Origin of the sequence: Polaromonas sp. UBA4122 (assembly GCA_002381615.1) — a bacterium.
Lineage (GTDB): Bacteria > Pseudomonadota > Gammaproteobacteria > Burkholderiales > Burkholderiaceae_C > Polaromonas.
Genome location: DFWY01000045.1, coordinates 1 through 4215, shown reverse-complemented (window position 1 = coordinate 4215; position 4215 = coordinate 1). Strand labels below are relative to the sequence as shown.

The window sequence follows — 4215 nt, the reverse complement described above, 5'->3', positions numbered from 1 at the left end:
CGCGGCGGCCACGCCCGCCCATTTGCTGCGCCCGCCGGCCGCCTGGCTGGCTGAGGCCGCGGAGAAACCCGCGCCCACTGGCAGGCCCTGCACCAAGCTGCTGGCGAGGTTGGCCGCGCCCAGGGCCAGCAGTTCGCGGTTGGCGTCGACCCGGTCACCGCATTGCAGCGCCAGCGAGCGTACCGAGCCCCAGGATTCAGCGAACAGGACCAACAGCAGCGCTGGCGCGATCTCCATCGCGCGCAGCCAATGCTCGCTGTTCAAGGCCGACAGGCTCCAGGCCAGCGGTTGCCAGGCGATGTTGCCCACCAGCGCCACGCCCTGCGTTCCAAGGTCAAGTGCTGCCGACAGCGCCACGCCCAGTCCCAGGACCAGCAGCGAGGTCGGCAGGAATAGCCAGCGCCGCAGTCCGTGGTAAAGCGCCAGCCACAGCACCAGCGCCGCCGCGCCCAGCGCAAGGCTGGGCCGGTGCCAGTGTGCCGCTTCAGCCAGCAGGCCCCAAAGCAGCGAGCCGGTCTGCGAGGCATCGATGTGCACGCCCGCGATGTGCGGCAACTGCTTGAGCACGATGGTCAGCGCCAGCGCCCAGGCGAAGCCGCGCAGCACCGGGCGCGAAATGAAGGCGCCGAGGAAACCCGCACGCAGCGCTGCGGCCGCCAGGAACAGCGCGCCGGTCAGGCCGACCAGTGCATAGCCCATGGCCGGTCCGCCAATGGCCACCGCCGAGGCGAACACCGCCGCCGCGGACGAGGTGGGGGCCACCACGGCGAAGCGGCTGGTACCGAACAATGGGTAGATGCATAGACCGGCCAAGGCTGCCAACAGGCCGTGCATGGGCTCCACGCCTGCAATGGCCGCGTAGGCGACGGCCTCGGGCAGCAGCACGCCGGCTACCGAAACGCCGGCCAGCAGATCGGGCCACCACAGCGTCCATCCTGAGGCGGTGCTGCCTGGGTGGGTCGGTTGGTGGACGTCGCTCATTGCATGCGCCGGAGGCTTATGCGGTCAGGAGCGGCGCTTCGCCCGACCAGCCGACAGGTGGGCGGCTTCTGGGCTGTGGCACAGCGTCAGGGCCGCCTGCAGGGAGGCATCGGGGTCGCGCTGGACTTGCGCAGGCTTGATGCGTCGGCGGAAGAAGTCCGCCCACAGGAATTCGGTGAACGGCGTGGCGTCTTTCGGGAAGCCGCCCGCGTGGCGGACTTCGCCGGCCAGGCCGTGTTTTTGCTCGACCTCGGCGTAGCCCACGGTGATTTGGGTAGGGCGCAGTTGGCACAGGTCGGTCTTGAACAGGTGCTGGTGACGGGTGTGCATGGCGGGCCTTCCGGGCATGAGCGGTAAATTGTCCGCAAGAATCCTTCAGTACGGGTTGTCGTAGCCCAGCGCGCCGAGCAGAAGGATCTCCAGTGCCTCCATCTCCAGCGCGTCTCGCTCACTCGTTTCGTGGTCATAGCCCTGCGCGTGCAGCGTGCCATGCACCAGCAGGTGGGCGTAGTGGGCTTGCAGTGTTTTTTTGTGCTCTTTCGCCTCTTGGGCCACTACCGGCGCGCACAGCACCAGGTCGGCGGTCACCACGGGTTCCCGGGTGTAGTCGAAGGTCAGCACGTTGGTGGCGTAGTCTTTGCCCCGGTAGTCGCGGTTCAGCGCCTGGCCTTCTTCGGCGTTCACGATGCGCACCGTGATCTCGGCATCGCGCACCAGCGCATGACGTATCCAGCGTGCCACGCTGTGACGCGGCAGGGCGGCGCGGTGCCGGTCTGCCTCCAACAGATCGCCGAACTGCAGCGACAAACTCAGGTTTTTAAGAGCCATTTCGGCTCCTGGCCCTTGAGGGACGGGCGGAAGGAGCTATTGAATCAATAGCATTCATGGCGCTTTCAGCGTTGACGACTGGGCTCTGTGGTTTGTCGTAGGCATCCACAATGCGCGCCACCAGCGGATGCCGCACCACATCGGCGCTGGTCAGGCGGGTTATCGCAATACCCTGGACGCGCTTGAGCACCCGCTCGGCGTCCACCAGTCCGCTCAGTTGCGTGCGCGGCAAATCGATCTGGCTCACGTCGCCCGTCACCACGGCCTTGCTGCCAAAACCGATGCGCGTCAAAAACATTTTCATTTGTTCGGGCGTGGTGTTTTGCGCTTCGTCCAGAATCACAAACGCGTGGTTCAGCGTGCGACCGCGCATGAAGGCCAGCGGCGCAATCTCGATCTGCTGGCGTTCAAACGCTTTCTGGACGCGTTCCAGGCCCATCAGCTCATACAGCGCGTCATACAGCGGGCGCAAGTAAGGGTCCACCTTCTGGCTCAGGTCGCCTGGCAAAAAGCCCAGGCGCTCGCCGGCTTCTACCGCCGGACGCGTCAGCACAATGCGCTGCACGGTGCTGCGCTCCAGCGCATCGACCGCGCAGGCCACCGCCAGGTAGGTCTTGCCGGTGCCGGCCGGGCCAATGCCAAAAGTGATGTCGTAGGTGGCGATGTTTTCGAGATAAGCGCCCTGGTTGGCCGTGCGCGCACGCAGGTCGGCGCGCCGGGTTGACAGCGCCACTGCGCCATCGGGCGCCGTGGTCAAAGCGATGTCGCCGGCCAGCATGAGCTGCACGGTTTCTTCCTCAATCGGTCGCTGGGCCATCTCGTACAGGGCTTGCAACACCTCCAGCGCCTGCTGGGCCTTGACCTTGGTGCCCTCGATCTTGAACTGCTCAAAGCGGTGCGCAATCGTGACCTGCAGCGCCGCCTCGATGGTGCGGATGTGGGCATCCATGGGCCCGCACAAATTCCCCATGCGGGTATTGTTGGGTGGCGTGAAGGTGTGGCGAAGAATCACGGCGCTGGTTTTCCTGAGGAAAGGTACAGAAAAGGGGAAGGAACCCGATTGTCCGCCTAAATCTGTGACCCCACCCGACTGATAAGATTCATCAATGATTGGAAGACTCACTGGCCAGCTGGCCGAAAAAACCCCCCCGGAAATCCTGGTGGACTGCAACGGCGTCGGCTATGAGGTGCTGGTGCCCATGAGCACCTTCTACAACCTTCCCGGTCTGGGCGAAAAAGTCAGCCTGCTGACCCACTTTGTGGTGCGCGAAGATGCGCAAATTCTCTACGGCTTTGGCAGTGCCGCCGAGCGTGCCGCGTTCCGCCAGCTCATCAAGATCTCCGGCGTTGGGCCGCGCACCGCGCTCAGCGTGCTCAGCGGCATGAGCGTCGAAGACCTGTCCCAGGCCGTCACCCGCCAGGAGGTTGGCCGCATCATCAAGGTGCCCGGCATTGGCAAAAAAACCGCCGAACGCCTGCTGCTCGAACTCAAGGGCAAGCTCGGCGCCGACATCGGCGTGCAGGTCAGCGTGGTGGACGATGCGCAGTCCGACATCCTGCAGGCGCTGGTGGCGCTGGGCTACAGCGACCGCGATGCGGCGCTGGCGCTCAAAGCCCTGCCGCAGGATGTGGGCGTGAGCGACGGCATCAAGCTGGCGCTCAAGGCGCTGGCGAAATAGGCTGATAGAGCCAGAGTGAAGCAGGCGCCGCGCTGCTACGATGCACGCCATGACTCCTGCCAGCCCTTCTCATCCCATCCAAGCCTATCTTCAGTCCCTGCAAAAAGAGTTGTCGCGCGGCGACGCCACTGAGCACACGCACCGTAGCGCCCTTAAAGCCTTGATCGAGTCTGCTGCGACTGACTTGCTGGCCACCAACGAGCCCAAAGCCATCCAGCGCGAAAACAAGCCCGATTACATCGTGCGCAAGGGCGCCTCGGTGATGGGGTTTGTTGAGGCCAAAGATGTGGACAAAAGCCTCAAAGCCACGCTCAAAACGAACCAGCTCAAGCGTTATCTTGAGGCGCTGCCCAACCTGCTATTAACGAACTACCTCGATTTCATCTGGTTCGTCGGCGGTGAAAAGCGCATGGAAATCAGCCTGGATGAGTTGAATGGCGAGCACGTAGCCCCAGCCAAAGACGCGTCCGCCCGCTGGGACGAGTTGATTACCTGCTTTTTGGCCGAGGTCACACCCACGGTATCAAGCCCCCAGCAACTTGCCAAAAATCTGGCGGGGCAAACTCGCCTGCTGCGTGATTTGTCGCTGGAGTTGCTGTTGGCAGGCGACCCGGATCTGATGGAGCAAGACCAGAGTTTTCGGGCCATGCTGGTGCCTGACCTCAAACCCGAAGAGTTTGCCGACATGTACGCACAAACGGCCACTTATACCATTTAGCGTTCAATG

The 4215-nt window shown here is 63.7% G+C and carries 5 protein-coding genes and 1 pseudogene; 2 read left to right on the top strand and 4 right to left on the bottom strand.

Annotated elements, in window-relative coordinates; genetic code table 11:
* From B3F77_RS06130 to B3F77_RS06115, 4 genes and pseudogenes are all read right to left on the bottom strand, one after another.
* The coding region (locus B3F77_RS06130; protein ID WP_293604107.1) for a SulP family inorganic anion transporter at positions 1-981 on the bottom strand (981 nt) is incomplete at its 3' end.
* A 146-nt stretch (positions 982-1127) separates the two neighbouring features.
* A pseudogene (locus B3F77_RS20915) lies at positions 1128-1215 on the bottom strand (ParB-like protein); the annotation flags it as partial.
* Between the two features lie 141 nt (positions 1216-1356).
* Positions 1357-1809: an rRNA maturation RNase YbeY gene (ybeY, locus tag B3F77_RS06120; RefSeq protein WP_293604105.1), complete on the bottom strand. Its 453-nt coding sequence runs from the start codon at positions 1807-1809 to the stop codon at positions 1357-1359.
* On the bottom strand, positions 1799-2821 hold the full coding sequence (locus B3F77_RS06115; protein WP_293604104.1) for a PhoH family protein: 1023 nt from the start codon (positions 2819-2821) through the stop codon (positions 1799-1801). The genes ybeY and B3F77_RS06115 overlap by 11 nt, the downstream gene beginning before the upstream one ends.
* A gap of 94 nt (positions 2822-2915) precedes the next feature.
* On the opposite strand from B3F77_RS06115, the gene ruvA reads away from it, so the two are divergent.
* Both ruvA and B3F77_RS06105 read left to right on the top strand, forming a co-directional pair.
* The gene (gene ruvA / locus B3F77_RS06110; protein ID WP_293604103.1) at positions 2916-3488 is read left to right on the top strand and encodes a Holliday junction branch migration protein RuvA; all 573 of its coding nucleotides are present in this window, start codon (positions 2916-2918) and stop codon (positions 3486-3488) included.
* A 49-nt stretch (positions 3489-3537) separates the two neighbouring features.
* A complete protein-coding gene (locus B3F77_RS06105; protein WP_293604102.1) occupies positions 3538-4206 on the top strand; it encodes a hypothetical protein in 669 nt (222 codons plus the stop codon).
* The last annotated feature ends 9 nt before the right edge of the window (positions 4207-4215 follow it).